20 protein-coding genes are annotated in these 19,104 nt (G+C 66.5%); 5 read left to right on the top strand and 15 right to left on the bottom strand.

Annotation, left to right across the window (positions count from 1 at the left end):
• Positions 1-44: 44 nt before the first annotated feature.
• The 5 genes from FWJ47_RS05450 to dapA all read right to left on the bottom strand — a co-directional run bounded on the left by FWJ47_RS05450 (position 45) and on the right by dapA (position 7,042).
• The gene (locus tag FWJ47_RS05450; protein ID WP_147105185.1) at positions 45-683 is read right to left on the bottom strand and encodes a nicotinamide-nucleotide amidohydrolase family protein; all 639 of its coding nucleotides are present in this window, start codon (positions 681-683) and stop codon (positions 45-47) included.
• A complete protein-coding gene (pgsA, locus tag FWJ47_RS05445; RefSeq protein ID WP_147105182.1) occupies positions 680-1,300 on the bottom strand; it encodes a CDP-diacylglycerol--glycerol-3-phosphate 3-phosphatidyltransferase in 621 nt (206 codons plus the stop codon). The genes FWJ47_RS05450 and pgsA overlap by 4 nt, the downstream gene beginning before the upstream one ends.
• A gap of 13 nt (positions 1,301-1,313) precedes the next feature.
• Entirely contained in the window at positions 1,314-4,304 is a 2,991-nt protein-coding gene (locus FWJ47_RS05440; RefSeq protein ID WP_147105179.1) for an FtsK/SpoIIIE family DNA translocase, read from the bottom strand.
• A 48-nt stretch (positions 4,305-4,352) separates the two neighbouring features.
• A complete protein-coding gene (locus FWJ47_RS05435; protein WP_147109000.1) occupies positions 4,353-5,987 on the bottom strand; it encodes a ribonuclease J in 1,635 nt (544 codons plus the stop codon).
• A 92-nt stretch (positions 5,988-6,079) separates the two neighbouring features.
• Complete coding sequence (dapA, locus tag FWJ47_RS05430) at positions 6,080-7,042, bottom strand: 4-hydroxy-tetrahydrodipicolinate synthase (protein WP_147105176.1); 963 nt, start codon at positions 7,040-7,042, stop codon at positions 6,080-6,082.
• 22 nt (positions 7,043-7,064) lie between these two features.
• Between dapA and FWJ47_RS05425 the strand changes: the two genes are divergently transcribed.
• Positions 7,065-8,276 carry a heparan-alpha-glucosaminide N-acetyltransferase domain-containing protein gene (locus tag FWJ47_RS05425; RefSeq protein ID WP_246126319.1) on the top strand — a complete coding sequence of 404 codons (1,212 nt, stop codon included), beginning with the start codon at positions 7,065-7,067 and terminating at the stop codon, positions 8,274-8,276.
• Between the two features lie 35 nt (positions 8,277-8,311).
• Here FWJ47_RS05425 and FWJ47_RS05420 read toward each other — a convergent pair whose 3' ends face one another.
• Positions 8,312-8,767 (bottom strand): tetratricopeptide repeat protein, encoded by a 456-nt coding sequence (locus FWJ47_RS05420; RefSeq protein ID WP_147105170.1) that lies wholly within the window; start codon positions 8,765-8,767, stop codon positions 8,312-8,314.
• 13 nt (positions 8,768-8,780) lie between these two features.
• Positions 8,781-9,539, bottom strand: a complete 759-nt coding sequence (dapB, locus tag FWJ47_RS05415; RefSeq protein ID WP_147105167.1) for a 4-hydroxy-tetrahydrodipicolinate reductase — start codon at positions 9,537-9,539, stop codon at positions 8,781-8,783.
• A 49-nt stretch (positions 9,540-9,588) separates the two neighbouring features.
• Between dapB and galE the strand changes: the two genes are divergently transcribed.
• Entirely contained in the window at positions 9,589-10,545 is a 957-nt protein-coding gene (galE, locus tag FWJ47_RS05410; protein WP_147105165.1) for a UDP-glucose 4-epimerase GalE, read from the top strand.
• Between the two features lie 81 nt (positions 10,546-10,626).
• Here the strand turns inward: galE and FWJ47_RS05405 are convergent, their stop codons facing one another.
• Genes FWJ47_RS05405 through FWJ47_RS05390 form a run of 4 tightly spaced genes read right to left on the bottom strand, consistent with a single transcriptional unit; the run spans position 10,627 to position 13,585 of the window.
• Positions 10,627-11,124, bottom strand: a complete 498-nt coding sequence (locus FWJ47_RS05405; protein WP_147105161.1) for a molybdenum cofactor biosynthesis protein MoaE — start codon at positions 11,122-11,124, stop codon at positions 10,627-10,629.
• Entirely contained in the window at positions 11,117-11,683 is a 567-nt protein-coding gene (locus tag FWJ47_RS05400) for a MogA/MoaB family molybdenum cofactor biosynthesis protein (RefSeq protein WP_147105156.1), read from the bottom strand. The genes FWJ47_RS05405 and FWJ47_RS05400 overlap by 8 nt, the downstream gene beginning before the upstream one ends.
• A gap of 1 nt (position 11,684) precedes the next feature.
• A complete protein-coding gene (gene moaC / locus FWJ47_RS05395; protein ID WP_281289233.1) occupies positions 11,685-12,170 on the bottom strand; it encodes a cyclic pyranopterin monophosphate synthase MoaC in 486 nt (161 codons plus the stop codon).
• Positions 12,171-12,208: 38 nt separating this feature from the next.
• Positions 12,209-13,585: a molybdopterin molybdotransferase MoeA gene (locus FWJ47_RS05390; protein ID WP_170228495.1), complete on the bottom strand. Its 1,377-nt coding sequence runs from the start codon at positions 13,583-13,585 to the stop codon at positions 12,209-12,211.
• Between FWJ47_RS05390 and moaA the strand changes: the two genes are divergently transcribed.
• Complete coding sequence (gene moaA / locus FWJ47_RS05385) at positions 13,584-14,681, top strand: GTP 3',8-cyclase MoaA (RefSeq protein ID WP_425465993.1); 1,098 nt, start codon at positions 13,584-13,586, stop codon at positions 14,679-14,681. The two genes, FWJ47_RS05390 and moaA, sit on opposite strands and share 2 nt — an antisense overlap.
• A gap of 14 nt (positions 14,682-14,695) precedes the next feature.
• The gene (locus FWJ47_RS05380) at positions 14,696-15,016 is read left to right on the top strand and encodes a MoaD/ThiS family protein (protein ID WP_211358970.1); all 321 of its coding nucleotides are present in this window, start codon (positions 14,696-14,698) and stop codon (positions 15,014-15,016) included.
• Between the two features lie 7 nt (positions 15,017-15,023).
• On the opposite strand, the gene FWJ47_RS05375 is transcribed toward FWJ47_RS05380, so the two are convergent.
• From FWJ47_RS05375 to FWJ47_RS05360, 4 genes are all read right to left on the bottom strand, one after another.
• Complete coding sequence (locus tag FWJ47_RS05375) at positions 15,024-15,698, bottom strand: hypothetical protein (protein WP_147105150.1); 675 nt, start codon at positions 15,696-15,698, stop codon at positions 15,024-15,026.
• 464 nt (positions 15,699-16,162) lie between these two features.
• Positions 16,163-16,822, bottom strand: coding sequence for a DUF6318 family protein (locus FWJ47_RS05370; protein ID WP_147105147.1), 660 nt, complete (start codon positions 16,820-16,822; stop codon positions 16,163-16,165).
• 163 nt (positions 16,823-16,985) lie between these two features.
• The gene (locus FWJ47_RS05365) at positions 16,986-17,225 is read right to left on the bottom strand and encodes a DUF1348 family protein (protein WP_281289257.1); all 240 of its coding nucleotides are present in this window, start codon (positions 17,223-17,225) and stop codon (positions 16,986-16,988) included.
• 29 nt (positions 17,226-17,254) lie between these two features.
• Positions 17,255-17,971: a FadR/GntR family transcriptional regulator gene (locus FWJ47_RS05360; RefSeq protein ID WP_211358969.1), complete on the bottom strand. Its 717-nt coding sequence runs from the start codon at positions 17,969-17,971 to the stop codon at positions 17,255-17,257.
• Between the two features lie 216 nt (positions 17,972-18,187).
• On the opposite strand from FWJ47_RS05360, the gene FWJ47_RS05355 reads away from it, so the two are divergent.
• Complete coding sequence (locus tag FWJ47_RS05355; protein ID WP_147105144.1) at positions 18,188-19,102, top strand: ABC transporter substrate-binding protein; 915 nt, start codon at positions 18,188-18,190, stop codon at positions 19,100-19,102.
• The last annotated feature ends 2 nt before the right edge of the window (positions 19,103-19,104 follow it).

The following is a 19,104-nucleotide window of genomic DNA, read 5'->3' as shown; positions in this document are numbered from 1 at the left end:
GACTTGTTCCCACACTAGCCCGAAACCCTCTCCAGCGGGAGGCCCTACCCCTCCTGGCTTCCCGTCATGCCGGCCGGCTCGGTGAGGAGCAGGTCGTAGAGGACCTTCAGAGCCCCCTCTACGGAGGCGGACCGGATGTGGGCGCGCATGTCGTCGACGTCTTCGGCGTCGGGGGCAAGGTCAAGCAGGATCGAGCCGGTGACCCAGTCAGCGTCGATCTGATGGGGCGCGGAGTCCGGGGGCAGGGTGATGCCGAGCCGGGCGACGGCGTCTTTGGTGACCGCCGCACCCAGATAGACAGTGCCGACGTCTTTGCCGTCGTGCGAGGCGGGGCCTGCGACTCCGGTAGTGGCGATGCCGATGTCGGTCCGGCAGCGGCGGGCTGCGCCTCGTGCCATGCAGGCGGCCACCTCGCCGTCGACGGCTCCCCTCTCCTCCAGCAGGCTGCCGGGAACTTCGAGGACTTCCTCCTTGACGCCGACGGAGTAGGAGACCACACCGCCGAGCAGCACGGCGGAGGCCCCGGGGACGTCGGCGATCCGGGCGGCCAGCGAGCCTGCTGTCAGCGACTCCGCAGTGGCAATGGTGAGCCCGCGGTGGGCGCACCGCTGCACCAGCTCCACCGGGTCTTGGCGGCGGCTTGCCTCCTCGGCGACCTCTCCGGCTCCTCCCCGGACGGTCATGGAGTCTCCTTGGGGCCTGCGGCGGCCCGGCGTATCCGCAGCGCCTGGACCACGTAGTCGATGCCGGTGATGACGGTGACGACGGCGGCAATGATCATGATCCACAGGGCGAGAGTGTCGAGCCACCCGGCGATGACGGACAGGGGCAGCAGCATCAGCTGAAGGCCGATCGCCTGCAGGAGGGTCTTCAGCTTGCCGCCGCGGGAGGCGGGCATCACCTGGGTGCGGATCATCCACATGCGCAGCAGGGTGATCCCCAGCTCACGCACGAGGATGACGATGGTGACCCACCACGGCAGCTCGCCCAGCAGGGAGAGCATGATCAGGGCGGCGCCGACGAGCAGCTTGTCGGCGATGGGGTCGGCGATCTTGCCGAAGTCGGTGACCAGGTTCTTAGCCCGGGCGAGGTCCCCGTCGATCTTGTCGGTGATCATCGCGGCCGCGAAGATGGCCGCTGCAGCCCACCTCCAGGCGCCCTCGTGCGGCTCGAGCCCGTCGGCGTCGAGCAGCAGGGCGATCACGAACACCGGCACCAGCGCAATGCGAAGCATCGTGAGCGCATTGGCGATGTTCCACAGCGGGACTGGTGGCTGAGTGCCGGAATTCGGTGCGGTCATGGACTTGAGGGTACTAGCGTCTGCCGGTGAGGTCCCAGGCGTCCTCGTCGCCCTCGGAGTCGTGCCCGTCGTAGTACTCGGTGACCTCGGGGAGCTTCTGGGTGCGCTCAGCGAGGTCCGCAGCGATGAGGTCCTGGACCTCGCCGGTCTGGACGGCCCCCGTGGTTCCGCCCTGCGGGGGCTCCTGGGCGGGCGCGCCCTGCGGCTCGGCCAGGGGGACGGACTCTGCGGTCTCCACGCCGACGGCGTCTCCGTTGTAGGGCTCCTCGTCCTGCGGGGCGTCCTGGCCCTTGATGGTGGCGAGCACCTCGGCGAGATCGTCCGGCTGGACCAGCACGTCACGAGCCTTGGACCCCTCGGAGGCGCCGACGACGCCGCGGGACTCCATCAGGTCCATGAGCCGGCCGGCCTTGGCGAAGCCGACGCGGAGCTTGCGCTGCAGCATCGAGGTGGAGCCGAACTGGGTGGTGACCACCAGCTCGGTGGCCGCCACCAGCAGCTCGAGGTCGTCGCCGATGTCCTCGTCGATCTCCTTCTTCTTGGGCTCCAGCGCCTTCACGGCGTCGTCCACGTACTGAGCCTTCAGCTGGGACTTCACGTGCTCGACGACGGCGTGGACCTCGGACTCGTTGACCCATGCGCCCTGGACACGCATCGACTTGGAGGCCCCCATCGGCAGGAAGAGCGCGTCGCCCTGGCCGAGCAGCTTCTCCGCGCCCACGGAGTCCAGCACCACGCGGGAGTCGGTGGCCGAGGATGTGGCGAACGCCATCCTGGAGGGCACGTTGGCCTTGATGAGACCAGTCACCACATTCACCGAGGGTCGCTGGGTGGCCAGCACCAAGTGGATGCCGGCGGCACGGGCCAGCTGGGTGATGCGGACGATGCTGTCCTCGACGTCGCGCGGGGCAACCATCATGAGGTCAGCGAGCTCGTCCACGATCACCAGCAGGTACGGGTATGGCCGCAGGACCCGCTTGGAGTCCGGGGGCAGCTGGATCTTCCCCGCCCGGACGGCCTTGTTGAAGTCGTCCACGTGCTTGTATCCGAAGTGGGCGAGATCGTCGTACCTGTTGTCCATCTCCTTCACGACCCATTCCAGGGCCTCCGCGGCCTTCTTGGGGTCGGTGATGATGGGGGTGATCAGGTGGGGGATGCCCTCGTAGCCGGTGAGCTCCACCCGCTTGGGATCCACCATGACCATCCGGACCTCGTCCGGGGTGGCGCGCATCAGCACCGAGGTGATCATCGAGTTGATGAACGCGGACTTGCCGGCACCGGTGGCACCGGCCACCAGCATGTGCGGCATCTTCGCAAGGTTGGCGACCACATAGCCGCCCTCGACGTCCTTGCCCACGCCCATCACCATGGGGTGGTCGGTCTTGCGGGCGGCGTTGGAGCGCATGACGTCGCCCAGTGCGACGACTTCCTTGTCCCGGTTGGGAATCTCGATGCCGATCGCGGACTTGCCGGGGATCGGGCTGAGGATGCGGACCTCGTTGGAGGCCACTGCCAGGGAGATGTTCTTCTCCAGGCTGGTGACCTTCTCCACCTTGGTGCCGGGGGTCAGCTCCACCTCGTAGCGGGTGACCGTCGGGCCCCGGGAGAACCCGGTGACCTGGGCTTCCACCTTGAACTGGGCGAAGGTGCGGTTCAGCGCCTCGACGATCTCGTCGTTCGCGGCGGTGTGCTCCTTGGGCGCGGGACCGGCCGGCAGCAGCTTCTGGTCCGGCAGCGTGTAGGTGACGTCCCCGGCCAGTTCGAGCTGCTCGGAGCGCACGGGGAAGTCCGTGACAGGGGCCGGCTTCTCCGGCTCGCTGGTCATCGGGATCGATGCGGCGGAGGACGAGGCCTCGGACTGAGTCCCGGCAGGCTTCTTCTGCCCGACCATCTCCTCGTAGTCGTACAGCCCGGCGGCCTCCTTGGCGGCCTGGATCTCCCGCTGCTGCTTGGTGGGCCGCTTGGCGCCGGGCTTGGGCGCCGGCTCGGCCGCCGGATCCACATCCACCGGTGAGTCGTACGCTCCCTCAGCGGCGGCCTCCTCGCCGAGGATCTCAGTGGCCTGGGTGTGCGCGGCCTCAGTGCCGGAGGCGTCCTCGTCGCTGATCTTCGCAAAGAAGCCCGGTCGCTTCGACTTCGACTTCGTCTTGGACTTCGGCGCGGTCGGGGTGCCCCCGGTGTACTCAGCAGTCTTCTGCTGGGAGCCTCCGCCCGAGGGCAGGTCCTCGTGCTCCTCCTCGGGGGCCGGCCGCGGCGCCGACTCTCCGATCAGGTAGTGGCGTGCGACGTCGATCCGCTCCGGGATGCGGCGCAGCGGGGTGTCGGTGAGCACCAGCACGCCGGCGAGCAGCACCACGCTGAGGATCACCCACACCGGGTATGCAGTCACTAGGGATGCCATCGGCACGGCGACGAGGTAGCCGATCACGCCCCCGGAGGTCAGCATCTGTTCGAAGCCGCCCGACTCTCCCCGCTCGAACGTCTCGTTGATGCTCGGCAGACCCGCGGCGAGATGCGCCAGGCCTGCGCCCGCAGCGAGGATGATCGCCAGGCCGAGCGCGACCCGGCCGTTGGCGTCATGGGCCTGCGGGGTGCGGAACAGCCGGACTGAGGTGATCAGCAGGGCCAGCGGCAGGATGACGCTCGCCCACCCCAGGGATCCGGCCGTGAGCCGGTGCACCAGCTCCGGGGCCCAGTGGTCCCAGTGGCGTGCGCCCCACCAGTCGACGACGGCGGTCGCCGCGGCCAGCAGCAGGAACACCAGGCCGGCGGCGTCGCGCCGGTCGTCGGGGTGGATCTTCGCCTGCCGCCCGATTCCGCGCACGCTCGTGCCGACCGGGGTGGCGATTGCCATCCAGAGGGCGCTGAGTATGCGCAGAGGAAGCGGCATCTGCTCTTCAGCGGGCTGCTGCTTCTTGTTCTTCGACGTCGTCGCGCGGGACTTTCCGGACGTGGAGGAGCTCTTCTGTCCGGACGACCGCGAGGGGGAAGTACGTGTCGCCATACTCCCAACCTAGCCGGGAGCGGGCGACTTGACGTGTATATACGCGGCTTAGGTCTCCACCACCACGGGCACGATCATCGGCTTGCGGCGCAGCTTGCGGCTGACCCAGGAGCCGATGGTGCGGCGCACCACCTGCTGCAGCTGGTGGGTGGTGTGCTCCTTGTTGGACTGGATCGCTTCGGTGAGGGCCTTTTCGATCTTCGGCTTGATGCCCTTGAAGACGGTGTCCTCCTCGGCCACGCCCCGGGCGTGGATGTCCGGGCCGGAGATGATCTTGCCGGTCTGGCGGTTCACCACGGTGATGACCGAGATGAAGCCTTCCTCGCCGAGGGTGCGGCGATCCTTCAGGTCGGTGTCGGTGATCTCGCCGATGCTGGACCCGTCCACGTAGACGTAGCCGCATTCGATCTGGCCGGTGATCCGGGCCTTCCCGTCGCGCAGGTCGACGACGGAGCCGTCCTCGCAGAGCAGCACGCTGTCCGGCAGCACCCCGGTCTCCTCGGCGAGCTTGCCGTTGGCGATGAGGTGCCGCGTCTCGCCGTGGACGGGCATCGCGTTCTTGGGCCTGAGGATGTTGTAGCAGTAGAGCAGCTCGCCGGCGGAGGCGTGCCCGGAGACGTGCACGTTGGCGTTGTCCTTGTGCACGACGTCGGCACCGGTCCTCATCAGGCCGTTGATGACCCGGTAGACGCTGGTCTCGTTGCCGGGGATCAGGGAGGAGGCGAGGATGATGGTGTCGCCCTCGCCGACCTGGATCTGGTGGTCGCCGTTGGCCATGCGCGACAGGGCGGCCATCGGCTCCCCCTGGGAGCCGGTGGACATGAGCACGAGCTTATGGTCGGGCAGGTCGTCGACCTTCTTGATGTCGACCAGCAGGCCCTCCGGCACATCCAGGTAGCCGAGCTTCGCGGCGATCCCCATGTTCCGGACCATCGAACGCCCCACGAAGGCGACTTTCCGGCCGTGCTTGTGGGCGGCGTCGAGCACCTGCTGCACCCGGTGGATGTGGGAGGCGAAGGAGGCGACGATGATCCGGCGCTCGGAATCCCGGAAGTAGGATTCGATGACCGGCCCGATGTCCTTCTCCGGGGCGGTGAAGCCGGGCACGTGGGCGTTGGTGGAGTCGGAGAGGAAGAGGTCCACGCCCTCCTCCCCCAGCCGTGCGAAGTGACGCAGGTCGGTGATGCGGCCGTCCAGCGGCAGCTGGTCCATCTTGAAGTCTCCGGTGTGGAGCACGCTGCCGGCCTCGGAGCGGATGAACACGGCGAGGGAGTCCGGGATGGAGTGGTTGACGGCGACGAACTCGCACTCGAACGGGCCGAAGCTCTCGACGTCGCCCTCCTCCACGGTGAGCGTGTAGGGCTTGATCCGGTGCTCGGCGAGCTTCGCCTCGATCAGCGCCAGGGTCAGCTTGGAACCGATGATCGGGATCTGGTCGTTCTTGCGCAGCAGGTAGGGCACCGCGCCGATGTGGTCCTCGTGGCCGTGGGTGAGCACCAGGCCGACGACGTCGTCGAGACGGTCCTCGATGTAGCTGAAGTCCGGCAGGATCAGGTCAACCCCGGGCTGCTCCTCCTCCGGGAAGAGCACTCCGCAGTCCACCAGCAGGATCTTGCCGTGGAGCTCGAAGACCGTCATGTTCCGGCCGACCTCGCCGAGCCCGCCGAGCGGGACGATGCGCATGGTGCCGTTCTTCAGCTTGGGCGGGGTGAGAAGTGTTTCGGGCGTCACGGGCGACTCCTTGGGGTCTGTAGGAACGAGGGCCTGAGGGCAGCTCAGAGCTGCCAGCCGGCCTCACGCAGATCGTGGAGGATGAGCTTCTGCTCAGCCTCATTGGCCTGCACCAGGGGCAGGCGAACGTCAGTGCGGATGGGGAAGCCCATCCAGTTCAGGGTCAGCTTGGAGGAGACCGCGCCCTGCACGCGGGTCATCAGCGCACGGATGACCGGGCCCAGCTCGCCGTGGGCGATGCGGGCGTCCTTCAGCTGGTAGTTCAGCAGCGCGTCGATCATCCGGCGGAAAGTCGGAGACGCCACGTGGCTGGTCACCGAGACGACGCCGGCAGCACCCATGGCCATCCAGGCCAGGACGTTCTGGTCGTCTCCGGAGTAGATCTCCAGCTCGGTCTTGGTGAGCACCTCGGTGGTGGCGGTGATGTCGTTCTTGGCGTCCTTCAGGGACATGATCCGCGGGTGCTCGGCGAGCTTCAGGATGGTCTCGGTGGCGATCGGGATGCCGGTGCGGCCGGGGATGTCATAGATCATCAGCGGCAGGTCTGCGGCATCGGCGACGGCCCTGTAGTGGGCCAGCACACCGTCCTGGGAGGGCTTGTTGTAGTAGGGGGTGACCACCAGCTGGCCGTCCGCTCCGGCACGCTCGGCCTTCGCCGCCATCTCGAGGTCATGGCTGGTGTGGTTGGTGGAGGTGCCGGCGATGATCTTGGCCCTGTCCCCCACCGCGGACTTCGCCGCGCGGACCAGGTCCGCCTTCTCGTAGTCCTCCAGGGTGGAGGTCTCCCCGGTGGTCCCGGAGACGACGAGGGAGTCGTTGCCCTCTTCGACGAGCTTGTGCGCGAGCGCCTCAAAGGCCTCGAAGTCGATGCGGTCATCCGCGGTGAACGGGGTGACCATCGCTGTGAGCAGGTGCCCGAAGTGCGGATCCGTCTGGTCGGGGTGCTTGACCTGCCCCTCGGCCAGATACGGGTCGAACTCGCGGGTGGTCTCCTGGTCAGCGGTCATACAAAGTACTGTAACCCGTGTGATGTCTCGCACCGGCACCAACCCCCGGAAAGCCTCCGGACGCCTCTGGGGCGTCGATGCCGCCCGCGGGGTCGCGCTGATCGGGATGATGAGCGTCCACGTGATCAGCACCCAGAACCCGGACGGCTCCGCGTCCACCGCCGGGCTGGTCTTCTCCGGGCGCTCGGCCGCCCTCTTCGCCGTTCTCGCCGGGGTCGGACTGGCTCTGCTGAGCTCAAGCACCACTGACCGGCTGAGGCTGTCCTGGACCCGGCGGAGCGTCGTCGTGCGAGCCGTGCTGATCATCCTCATCGGCTGCGTGCTGGCGCTGATGAGCCACGGGGTGGCGGTGATCCTCGTCAACTATGGGCTGATGTTCCTGCTCGCGCTGCCGTTCCTGCGACTGGGGGCCAAGGCGCTGGCCGGGATCGCCGCCGGGTTCGCGCTGCTGGGGCCGGCGGCCCTCTACTTCTGGCAGAACGCGCTGCGCGAGACCCCCGTCAGCCACCCGGAGCGGCTGTGGCACTCGCCGACGTTCCTGGACCTCTCCGACAGTCCCGAGACCTTTGCGGACCCCGGCACCCTCGTCCTGGACCTGGTGGTCACCGGGTACTACCCGCTGCTGGTGTGGCCGGCCTACTTCTTCGCGGGCATGGCGATCGGACGGCTGAATCTGCGCAGGCTCTCCACCGCCCTCGCTCTCGCCGGGGCTGGGCTCGCCGGTGCCGCGGCGACCTGGCTGGTCGGATGGGCGACGGTGCAGAATTCGGGAATCTTCGCCCACCTGCAGCAGGCCTCCGGGTATGACCCGGTCGAAGTGCAGGGCGCCCTGGACACCAACGACCACCTGCTGCCGTTCATCACCCACCCTGCCTGGTTCGGGCTCGTCACCCCGCACCAGGGCTCACCGACTGATCTGGTGCACACCCTGAGCACCTCGATGCTGGTGCTCGGCGTCTGCCTGCTCCTCGCTAAGGCGCTGCCCTGGCTGATGGCGCCGCTGGCCGGAGCCGGGGCCATGCCGCTGACCCTCTACGTGGGCCACCTGCTGGTGCTGCATGTCTGGTCCCCCGACGAGGGCCTCCAGCAGACCATCACACCACCGATCCTCTGGGCCGGGTTCATCATCACGTTCCTCGTCCTCGGCCTGGCGAAGATCCTCCTGGACCGGCGCGGTCCCCTCGAGGCCGCCACAGCCGGCGTCGCTGCGGCCGTGGCGGGGCCGAAGCCCTAGACGGCCGGAGAAAGGCGGCTGAGTCCCGGATCAGCTCAGCGCTGACGTGTGCGCTCGGCACGCTCCATGTCGATGGCTCTGCGCATCGATTGGCGAGCACGGGAGCGGTCCCCGGCGGTGTCGTAGGCCATGGAGAGGCGGAACCAGGAGCGCCAGTCGTCCGGCTTGGCCTCCGCCTGGGCCTTGTACTTCTCGAACTGCTTGTCGGCCTGGGCGCGATCTGCCCGCCCGCCGGGGGATCGCTCCACGGTGTCCTCCGGAAGGCCGCCCTCCTGGTAGAGCTGGCTGCCGAGGCGTTCGATGCCGCGGCCGAAGCTGATCTCTCGGAACAGCACCCAGGAGCCGATGAGGGTCAGGGCGATGGTGCCGGCACCGATGAGCTGCGCGGTCACGTCACCGGTCCGCAGGAACCGGATGCCGATGAGCCAGGAGGCCACCAGGAATATCCCCAGCAGCCCCACCATCAGGAAGGTCCAGAACTTCGATTTCATCGTGCGCCTTCCTTCACAGGCCGAGGTTGAGGTAGCCGTCGAGCCCGTGGGTCAGGCCGGGGTGCTCCGCGGCTTTGCGCAGCCCGAGGAGCACCCCGGGCATGAAGCTGGCACGGTCGAAGCTGTCGTGCCGTATGCTCAGCTGCTCGCCGGCAGAGCCGAGCAGCACCTCCTGGTGGGCCACCAGTCCGCGCAGACGGACCGCGTGGACGTGGACATCCTCGACGACGGCCCCGCGAGCCCCGCCCGGGTCGGACTCGGTGGCGTCCGGGGAGGGACCCACTCCGGCGTCGCGCCTGGCCTGCCCCATCAGGGAGGCGGTGCGGGCAGCGGTGCCGGAGGGGGCGTCCACCTTATAGGGGTGATGCAGCTCGACGATCTCCGCGGATTCGAAGTACTGGGCAGCCTTGGCGGCGAACGCAGTGGCAAGCACCGAGCCGAGCGCGAAGTTCGGGGCGATGAGAACCCCCACGTCCGGGTGCTCAGCGAGCTTGGATTGGAGGGCCGCGACCCGCTCGTCGGTCCAGCCGGTGGTGCCGACGACGGCGTGCAGCCCGTTCTCCACGGCAAAGTGGACGTTCGCCTCAGTGGAGTCGGGGACGGTGAGGTCGACGATGTGGGTGGCGCCGGCGTCGAGGACCTCCTGCAGCGAGTCCCCCCGGCCGAGGGCGGCGACCAGCTCCATGTCCTCGGCGGCGCCCACGGCCTTCACCGCCTCGGAGCCCATCCTTCCGGAGGCCCCGAGCACAGCGACCTTGATCTGCGTAGTCATGCGAGCCACCTTATCGCTCACTGCCGCGGCGTCGGGTTTAATGGCAGGAATGAAGCTCTTAGTTACCGGCGGGGCCGGATACATCGGATCGGTGGTGGCCTACCAGCTGCTGGCGGCCGGGCACACTGTGGAGGTGCTGGACAACCTGAGCACCGGGCACGACGACGGCGTTCCAGCTGGGGCACGGCTGCACCGGCTGGCGATCAGCGAGGCCGGGCAGGTGCTTGACCACAGCTTCGACGGGGTTCTGCACTTTGCTGCGAAGTCCCTGGTCGGGGAGTCCGTGGCGCACCCGGAGCGGTACTGGCACGGAAATATCGTGGAGACCCTGCACCTGCTGGATGCGATGCGTCAGGCCGGTGTGGACCGGATAGTGTTCTCCTCCACCGCAGCGACCTACGGGGAGGCGAAGGTGCAGAACATCACCGAGGAGGAGCCTGCCCAGCCCACCAACCCGTACGGGGCCTCCAAGCTGGCCATCGATCACATGCTTGCTGCCGAGGCGGCCGCGCACAGCCTGGCCGCGGTCAGCCTGCGCTACTTCAACGTGGCGGGCGCGGCGTTCCCCGATAACGGTCAAGTCCTGGCGGAGCGGCACGACCCCGAGACCCACCTCATTCCGAACCTGCTGAAAGTCGCCGGCGGCGAGCGCGAGGCCGCGGCGATCTTCGGCACCGACTATCCGACCCCGGACGGGACCTGCATCCGGGATTACATCCACGTCTTGGACCTCGCGGACGCGCATGTGAGGGCGCTGGAAGCGGCGCAGCCGGGGAGCCACGAGGTGTTCAACCTGGGCACGGGGACCGGCACCAGTGTGCGTGAGGTCATTGAGGCGGTGCGGGTCGTGACCGGACACCCGGTGCCGGCGGTGGAGCACCCTCGCCGGGCGGGGGACCCGGCGGTGCTGGTCGCCTCTGGGGAGAAGGCGGCGCAGCGGCTCGGATGGCACCCCCGGCGCTCCATCAAAGAGATGGTCGAAGACGCACGGAGGGCTCTTCGCTGAGGCTTACAGCCCCCGTCCGCCCCGCGGCGCACCCAGAAAACCGCTGCCGCGGCTTCCCGGGGCCCGGTCGCAGAATCCCCGCTATAGGCCGACCCATTCTGAAGCTCCCGACTCAAACTGCTGCTTCTTCCAGATCGGCACCTCAGCTTTGATGGTCTCCACCAGTTCGGAGCAGGCGGCGAAGGCTTCCTGGCGGTGGGCGGAGGCGACAGCGGCCACGAGGGCGTGGTCGCCCACGGTGAGCGGGCCGACCCGGTGGGAGGCCCAGATGCGCACTGCGGGGAACTTCGCGGCTATATCGGCGGCCGCCTCGGCGAGCACCTGCTCAGCACTGGGGTGGGAGGAGTAGTCGAGCCGCTGGACGGACTGCCCCCCGTCGTGGTTGCGGACCACGCCGGAGAAGACGACCACAGCACCGGCCCGCTCATCCAGGGCGGCGGCCTCGGCCTCGGCGGGGCTGAGGGTCTCCTCGGTGATGGAGGTGTGCACCACCCGCTTCTCGGCGGGCTCCTCCCCCTGCCCGGGGCGAAGACCTTCTCGGCTCAGCTCAGCGGATGCGGCGTCGTGCTGCTCACTCATGGCTGGGCGCTTCTCCTTCGGGCACCTCGGAGGTGGGGGTTCTGCTGCCCCAGTCGTCGTGGGCGCGGATGTCGGCCACCTGGTCGCACAGGTGCGGCAGCAGCGGGACGAGCACCTCCATGCCTTCTCGGACCGCTTTGGGCGAGCCGGGCAGGTTGACGACCACGGTGCGGCCGGCCACCCCTGCGACCCCCCGGGAGAGGGAGGCCAGCGGGTTCTGGGCCCGGCCGTGGGCGCGCACAGCCTCCATGATGCCGGGGATCTCCTTGTCCAGCAGCGGGACCGTGTACTCAGGCGTGAGGTCATCAGGGGTGAGGCCGGTGCCGCCGGAGGTGACGATGACCTGCGGCTCGGTCTGCACCAGCAGCTCGGAGAGCGCGGCCAGGACCCCTTCGCCGTCGGGGATGATCACCGGGGGTCGGCAGACGAACCCGATCTCTGAGGCGAGCTCGGCGATGACCGGTGCGGACTCGTCCTTGCGTTGGCCGGTGGCGGCGCGGGTGGAGACGATCACCGGGGCGATCACCCGGGCGCCGGCGTCGTGATCTTCATAGAACATGTCAGGACCTCTCCCAGTCGCCGGATTTGCCGCCGGACTTGGCCAGGACCTTCTGGTCGGTGATGACGGCGGCCTTGTCCACGGCTTTGATCATGTCGTACAGGGTCAGGGCGGCCACCGCGGCGGCAGTGAGCGCCTCCATCTCCACGCCGGTCTGGCCTGTGGTCTTCACCCGGGAGGTGATGGTGACGGCGTTGGAGGCTGGCGCACCGACTTCCAAGTCTACGGTCACGTTGGTCACCGGCAGAGGGTGGCAGAGCGGGATGAGCTCGGGGGTCTTCTTGGCGGCCATGATTCCGCCGATGCGGGCGGTGGCGAGCGCGTCGCCCTTGGGCAGCCCGCCGCTGCTGAGGAGGGCGGTGACCTCGTCGGTGGTCTCGACCACGGCTTGGGCTTGGGCAGTGCGGGAGGTGGCGGCTTTCTCGGAGACGTCGACCATGTGGGCGCTGCCGTCCTCGCGGACGTGGGAGAGCTGCGGTTCAGTCACTCTGCCAGCCTAGCCCCGTCGACGCCCGTCCGCCCAGGTCATGGTGCGCTGCGTCCGGGAAGCAGCAGGGCTGTGCGGGGGGCGCCGGCGGGAACGTCGGTGTCCTGGGGGGTCAGTTCGAGGAGGGCGTCGGCGCGGGCGAGGTGGCCGAGCAGGTGCGAGCTGGGCCCGCCCACGGGCGTGGCGGAGGGCTCGCCGCCGTTGCCCGGGCGGAGCGTGACCCTGCGGTATTGGGCGACGCCGAGCTTGGAGGTCAGCGGTTCGGCGAGGCGGACCTCGATGCGGCGCTGCGGCGGGGTCTCTGGGGCCGCGTCGGTGAGGGCGGGCCTGACGAGGGTTTCCAGCGACACGGCCGCTGAGACGGGGTTGCCGGGCAGGCAGATCACCCCTGTCTGGTGCTGGCCGGTGTGAAGGGTGCCCCAGCCTTGGGGTCCCCCGGGCTGCTGGGCGACGGAGCCGAAGCTCACTCCGCGCTGGCCGAACGTCTGGCGGACGACTTCGTAGGCGCCGGCGCTGACGCCTCCAACGGTGACGAGCAGGTGCGGCCGGTGCTCGGCGAGGAGCGCGTCGAGCTGCTCGCCGAAGCTTTCGGGCTGGTCGGTGGCCAGCTGCGCGGAGCGGACCTGGTGCCCGAGCTCTTCCAGCACCCCGGTGAGCAGGGCGCCGTTGGCGTCGTACAGCTCCCCTGGGCTGAGGGTCTCACCGGGGGCGCGTATCTCTTCTCCGGTGGAGACCAGCAGGGTGCGGATCTGCTCGAGGACGGGGACTTGGGCGACGCCGCAGCCGGCGAGCGCGCCGAGCACCGCTGGGGTCAGCCGCTGCCCGGCCTCCGCGAGCACGTCCCCGGCGGCGATGTCTGAGCCGGCGCGACGGATGAAGGTGCCGGCCACGAGGTCCTCGGCGGCCAGCCCGTGGAATCGGACGGTTCCGCCTCTCTGCGCGTCCTTGAACCCGTCCTGGGTCTTCTCGACGGGGATGACGAGGTCCGCGCCGTCGGGGATGGGGGCGCCTGTCATCACCGCGATCGCGGTTCGTTCGGGGAGCTGCTGGGGCGCGGAGCCGGCGGGGGCGATGCCTGCTGCCGGCAGCTCGGCCTCGGGGAGGGCGAGGTCGGCGGAACGGAGGGCGAACCCGTCCATCTGGGAATTGTCGAACCCGGGCAGGCCCATGGGTGCGGTGATGCGCTGGGCGCTGACACGTCCGGCGAGCCTGTTGGCGCCGATGGGGAGGGTCTCGGTTCGCCGTGCTCGGAGGGCGGTGCTGAGCACTTCGGCGAGGCGGCGGATGTGCTCTTCGACACTGGCGCGGTGTGGTGCGTTGTTGTGATGACCTGCGGCATTCCCGTGTTCACCCGGCGCGATGAGCGGCTCTGCCCCCTGTTCAGCAGAGCTGGGACCCGTAGAATTGCCTGTCATGAAGACCAGCGTATCCATCATGCCGAAGGTGCCGGGGGCTGAGCCGCCGCCTGCGTCTCCGAATCCGCTTGAGGCGGGGCTGGTGGATCAGTTCGGCCGCCGGGCCACAGATCTGCGGATCTCTCTGATCGATAAGTGCAATCTGCGGTGCACGTACTGCATGCCGGAGAATGGGCTGCCGTGGCTGAAGAAGGATCAGCTGATGACCTTGGATGAGGTGGTTCGGCTGGTGCGCATCGGCGTGGACACCTTCGGGGTGCGGGAGCTGCGGCTGACTGGTGGTGAGCCGCTGGTTCGGCACGATTTGGTGGATGTGATCGCGGGGATCCGCGCGGAGCACCCGGACCTGCCGATCGCGATGACGACGAATGCGATCGGTCTGGAGAAGAAGGCGCAGGCTTTGGCGGATGCCGGCTTGGATCGGGTGAATATTTCTCTGGACTCCATCCATAAGGAGACGTTTGCGCAGCTGACTCGCCGTGATCAGCTGGAGAAGGTGCTGGTGGGTGTGCACGCTGCGGCTGAGGCGGGGCTGACTCCGTTGAAGGTGAACGCGGTGCTGATGCGCGGGATCAATGATGCCGAGGCTGCGGATCTGCTGGCATGGTGCTTGGAGAACGGCTTTGAGCTGCGGTTCATTGAGCACATGCCTTTGGACGCGGATCAGAATTGGAAGCGTGAGGGGACTGTTTCTGCGGCGGAGACGCGGGCGCTGCTGTCTCAGCGGTATGACCTCTCCCCCACTCAGGAGAACCGGGACGGCGCTCCGGCTGAGCGCTTCGATGTGCAGGATCAGGGCTCTGGTGAGCTGCTGGGGCGTGTGGGTGTGATTGCGAGCGTGACGGAGCCGTTCTGCTCCGCGTGCACTCGGACCCGGGTGACTGCGGAAGGCCGGGTGATGAGCTGCTTGTTCTCCGCGGAGGAGTATGACCTCATGCATCTGCTGCGTGATGACACCAAGTCTGATGATGATGTTGCGCAGCGGTGGGCGGGTGCGATGTGGGCGAAGCCTGCGGCGCATGGTTCGTCTCGTCCTGGTTTTGAGCGGGAGGGCTTTTCTCGTCCGGAGCGTTCGATGAGCGCGATCGGCGGCTGAGTGAGGAGACCGTGATGATGACTGAGTCGTTTGCGCATACGGATACGGTGCTGGCTCGCGGCACGTCGGTGGTGGTCCGTTTTTATGCGGGTGCGGCTGAGGCTGCGGGGGCTGAGGAGCTGACTCTGCCGCTGCCGCGCACTGCGATGCCGTTGGGTGATTTTGTGGACCAGCTGCCGGGGATGCTCCCTGCCGGGGATGGTTCGGCGCCGTCGATGGAGCGGGTGTGTGCGCGGTCGAGTTTCCTGGTCAATGGGACTCGCGCGAAGCGGGAGTCTGGTGTGATCAACGACGGCGACCGGTTGGACATCCTTCCGCCCTTCGCGGGCGGCTGAGGTTCGCTCAGCAGCGGCCGGTCTCTTCGCACCAGCCGTTTTCGACGAAGATCTGCGGCGTTTCGCCGTCGAAGGCTTCTCCGCATCCCCATTGGGATGAGTGTTCGCAGTCCCCTGAGACGGGGGCGCTTCTGATCCGCCAGATGTCTGATTCGCCCGGGTCCGCTTCTGCGGTGACTGTGCCGGGGATGGGGATCCAGGGTCCTCCCTCCACTTGGTATTCGCCGGTGTATGTGGTGGTTACGTTGACTTCGAAGGTCCCGGTCTCGTCGTAGACGTGGCTGGTGGGGGTTTCGATGTACTCGTCAGTGGGCTGGCCGGTGAGCTCTGCGTAGTCGACCCGGTCCATACCCGGGGTGTTCAGGAGCCGGTCGCCGGAGCCGTCGCCGTAGTTGAACCGGAACTGGGAGGGGATCGCCCGGATGGTGACATCGAAGCCGAACATCTCCTCCGTGAAGGTCTCCACGTCTCCGTCGACGAAGACGTTCAACGGCTGGTTCCGGTATCCGAAGCCCAGTCCGTCGGCGTCATACTGCACCCCACCGACGTCGAGGGTCAGCTGCGCGAACTCTTCGGCCACTTCGGAGTGAATGAGGACCGCCGGGTCGACGGGCTCATCGGCATCAGGAAGCTCTGGATCTCCAGCGGAGGGCGCATCGGGTGCTGCGCACCCCGAGACCATAGGACGCTCTAATCCAAGCTGGTTGAAGGTGTCTTCTTCGCCCGCTTCCCCATCATTCTCAGAAGACGGCCCACAGGCAGCATTGGATGCCTGCATGCAGTCATGATCAATAGTGGTGGCGTCAATGAGGCAAGGGTTCGACGACAACAACTCCAACTCGTCGGGATGCATCGGGGCCGGGGAGTCCCCGCCACCTCCCACACGCGGTAGGGCGGGAACGCTCACGCTGCTCTCCGAATTGTCGATGCTCCCAGGCCTTTCCGTTTGCTCCGTGTTCCGCTGCTGGCCGCGAACACTGAAGTTGCGGTTTCCTTCGAAACCGCGGAAGTCAGTCTCCGAGGAGTTCGATACTTCCCCCGATGCCAGTGCAGGTGGCTCGGCAATGAAGAACACCCCTGATGCAACAAAGAGCACAAGTACTCCAGCATCTAGGACTCGGAGCTTTTGATTCCGGCGCCTCCGTCTCATCCGCTTTCCTCCTGCTCCCCAACCTGCTCTGGGTCGACGATTTGGAGCTCGCTCGTCACCCAGTGCTCACCGTTGAACTCACCCCAGCCCGTCCAACCGACATCTGTGTGTGGATCGTCCGCCGTATAATCGTGCTCTCCGTCGATATAGAGCTCAAAAGGCTTGGAGTCGAGGGTGAAGATGTAAAACGACTCCCCATCGTCTTCCAGGCGGGAGTATGTGTTGTTGATGGCCGGAGCCTCATTTACCCACCACCCGTTCTCCTCGTCGTAAAGCTCTCGGGTGAGGTCGACCTCGTGTTGGCAGTAGATGCACTCACCGCTTGAGAACTGTTCAAGCAGGTCTGTGTCTCCCGTGTTCCGGGCGTAGTTCAGCACTTCCCACCAGTAATAAAGGAGGGCCTCCGCTCCCCCTTCGGTCTCCTCGTAGATTTCCTCAGGGATCTCTGGCTCGGGCCAGTTTTGGGCGGGGCCGTCTGAGGAGGCTGGGATGGGCGCGCTGTCCTCGTCCTCTTCCTCCGCTCCGCTGTCCCTTTGCGGTGCTTCTGAGGTATCGGCGTCGGGCTCTGCTGAGGAGGCCGCCTCGCTCGTTTCTGCCTCACCGCCGCAGGCGGTGAGGAGCAGGAATGTCAGGGCTGAGGTGCTGGCAGTGAGCACAGCTGTGCTGAGGGTGCGTGGAAGCACAGGAAAGTCCGTTCCGTCCAAAAGTTCCGTTCGTGCCGCCCGGGAGCAGAAACCCCTCCGTTCCCCGGCGTTCGCATGAGACTAGCCCGACCCGCACGCCTCGCGCTACTCCGCACGGGGAAACTGTGGAGAACAGTCAGAGGCCAAGCTCTGTCAGTCCGGGATGATCAGCCGGCCTCGGACCGGAGGGCCAGCGGAAGAGCCGGTCCTTCTCACGGATGGCCTGATCATTGATCGAAGCGACCCGACGCTGCATCAGCCCGTTGCCCGCCAACTCCCAGTTCTCGTTGCCATGCGAGCGGAACCAGCTCCCTGCGGCGTCGTGCCACTCATACACGAATCGGACGGCCAGCCGGCTCTCCCCATAGGTCCACAGCTCCTTGATCAGCTAGCACTGCGAGCGCCTCAGGCGGCGCCCCCTGTTGGAGGGACTTCTTCGGCGATGAGCGATCTCACCTCGTCCAAGTGACGCCGCATAGCTTCCGCTGCTACACCCGCATCATGCGCTTCCACTGCAGCCAGGATCTCCTCATGTCCTCTCAGCGAGGACGAACGTCCCTCTTGGGTTGTGTGCGAATGTGTCCGCAGCTCGATGGTCCATTCCGTGGTCATGCTGTGCAACGTAGTAATCAAGGGGTTGAAGGTTGCGTGCGCCAGGAGCAGATGAAATTCGCGATCGCACTCTAGGGAATGCGCGGCGGTACGTACATGCCGGCTTCGATCAATCACATCCCGCAACTGCACCAAGTTCGACTCGGTTGCCCGCTGGGCGGCGAGAGCGGCCACAGATGGTTCGACCAACCTCCGAAGCTCCGCGGCGCTGTCTTGCCCGTATCGGCTGGAGGAGAGATCCTGCAATGCCTGAACATGGCTTCCCTGCTCAACCACATGAGTACCCCGTCCGGGACGACGCTCCACCAGATTCTTGGCTTCGAGGTCGTAAAGCGCCTCTCTGAGAGAAGCTCTCGATACGGAAAGAGTCTTAGCCAGCTCGCGTTCCGCTGGCAATTTTGCACCTGGGGCCAGGATTCCAGTGGCGATCAGCTTCTCAAGGTGGGCCGCCAGCATGACTGCCACGTTCTGGCTTCGAAACGCCAATGGCGGGATATGTGCCTCAGCCACGCGGGGACTCCTCACTCTGATGTGATTCCACTTACACCGCAAAAGTACCAAAGGTTCGCTTGGGCTGACCAATGGACCAATATTCGTTTCGAGCTCGTTAAATCTTAGTTTCAGGATCGAAAAGTCACCTATATCACCATTTTGCAGTGCTAGCTTCTTCACAACTTGGTCTGACCAAGTGAACTAAAAGCTCGCACCTACGCCTAGGAGAACACGATGCGCTACAAGACTCTGGTTTCTGCCAGTGCAACCTTCGCTGCAACTGTCCTGACCCTTGCCGCCTGTGGAGGGGACGCTGAATCTGCCGCCGACTATGAAGGCCCATACGAAGATCTGGTGAGCAGCGACGAGTGTGAACAGTTGCGCGAAGACAACCCCGACCTGGTGGGGGAAACAAGGACCAACGCCCTAAACCCCCACGTCCCCGGGTACGCGACTGTTTCCGATGACAACCCCAACGAATACGAAGGCTTCGACATCGACCTCGGGGAAGCTGTCGGCGCTTGTTTGGGGTTTGAGGTGGATTACCTCTCAGTCGGCTTCTCCGAACTTATCCCGACGGTGGACAGTGGCCAGGCGGATTGGATCCTCTCCAACCTCTACGCCACTGAGGAGCGAGCTGAGGGCGGCGTTGATTTCATCAGCTACTCCCACGTCTATGACGGCATCCTGGTAGGAGACGGAAACCCTGAGGACATCACCGGTATCGACACATCCCTCTGTGGGACGACAGTCGCTCTGAACCGAGGATATGTAGAAGTCCCCCTGGTGGAGGCCGTGGGCCCAGACTGTGAGGAAATCGGCGAACCGGCGCCTGAACTCCTCCTTTTCGACGCGGCGGCAGACTGTGTTCAAGCCGTGCGTTCGGGACAGGCCGATTCGTACATGAACGACGTCAACACGGTGAACCGTTTCATTGCCGAACATCCTGACGAGCTCGACTCCGCCGAGACCGTCATGCTCGACTACGAAATTGCCATTGGTGTCCCGCAGGGCGAGCACGACTTCCGCGACGCTGTCCAGGAAGCCTTGATGGTTATTCAGGAGAACGGCCTTCAGGAGGAACTAGCTGAACGCTGGGAGCTTGACGCTAATCATGTCGCTGAGCCGAATATCCTCTCCGTGGGCTGACC

Source organism: Nesterenkonia populi (genome assembly GCF_007994735.1).
Lineage (GTDB): Bacteria > Actinomycetota > Actinomycetes > Actinomycetales > Micrococcaceae > Nesterenkonia > Nesterenkonia populi.
The sequence above is the reverse complement of the archived record's forward strand: the minus strand, read 5'-3'. Positions and strand labels throughout refer to the sequence as shown.